A 1,059-nucleotide genomic window follows, 5' to 3' on the forward strand; every position below is an offset into this window, starting at 1 on the left:
GCATTGGGAGAAGTTCATCGGTCGGCCGCTGGAGAATCTTCGCGCGATTGCCGCTGACGGCCTCTTCACGGCCTATAACTGGGAATCGAACTGGGCGAAGGCCCATGAGGTTCTCATGCCCGGATTCACCAAGGAAGCGATGGTTTCCTACCACGGTGTCATGGCTTCGGCCGTCGACGAGCTGTCCGCGAGCATCGAACGCCAAGGCGAAACGTATATCCCGACTGTCGAGGAGATGGGCAAGCTCACCCTCGAGGTGATCGGACGGTGCGGATTCAACTACACATTCGACTCCTTCACCCGGACGCAGGAACACCCGTTCGTAGCTGCGATGAGCCGCACACTGACGTACGCCCAGAAGGCCGGGATCCCGGTGCCGTTCGTCGGCAAACTGCTACGCCGGAAGGATGAAGAGCAGAACCGCAAGGACTACCAGCTACTCGTCGACACCGTCGATGACGTCATCGCGGAACGAATCAAGTCGGGGGAGCGCCGGCCTGACTTGCTCGACCACATGCTGCATTCGGACAGTGATGTCGCACTCGATCCCGAGAACATTCGGAATCAGGTTCTCACCTTCCTGATCGCCGGCCACGAAACCTCGGTCAATGCGCTCAGCTTCGCACTGCACTTCATCGCGCAGAATCCCGACGTAGCCCGACGAATGCGTGACGAGGCGAACGCGGTCTTCGCTGACCGGGACGCCACCTATGAGGACGTCGCTAAGCTGCGCTATACCCGCCAGGTCATCAACGAGTCCCTTCGTCTGTGGCCGACGGCACCCGGCTTTTTCCGAGCTGCCAAGCACGACACGACTGTCGGTGACTACGCCTTCTCCAAGGGTGAATGGGTCTTCGTGCTCCTGCTGGCGACCCAGCGGGATGCTGCATGGGGTCCTGACGCGGCAGAGTTCAATCCTGACCGGTTTGCGCCTGAGGCGAACCGCGGCCGCGCTCCTGAGCTGTTCAAGCCGTTCGGCACCGGCATTCGTTCGTGCATCGGACGTCAGTTCGCGCTGCACGAGATGGCATTGGCGCTCGCCACGCTCGTGCAGCGCTT

The 1,059-nt window shown here is 61.2% G+C and carries 1 protein-coding gene; it reads left to right on the forward strand.

Translation table 11 applies throughout. The features are described from left to right. Positions 1–1,059 (forward strand): cytochrome P450 (locus ACFWJO_RS37445; RefSeq protein WP_386872588.1); only part of this gene is annotated, 1,059 nt, incomplete at both ends.

The sequence above is a fragment of the Streptomyces sp. NPDC127092 genome, assembly GCF_042722475.1.
In the GTDB taxonomy this organism is placed as follows: Bacteria; Actinomycetota; Actinomycetes; order Streptomycetales; family Streptomycetaceae; genus Streptomyces.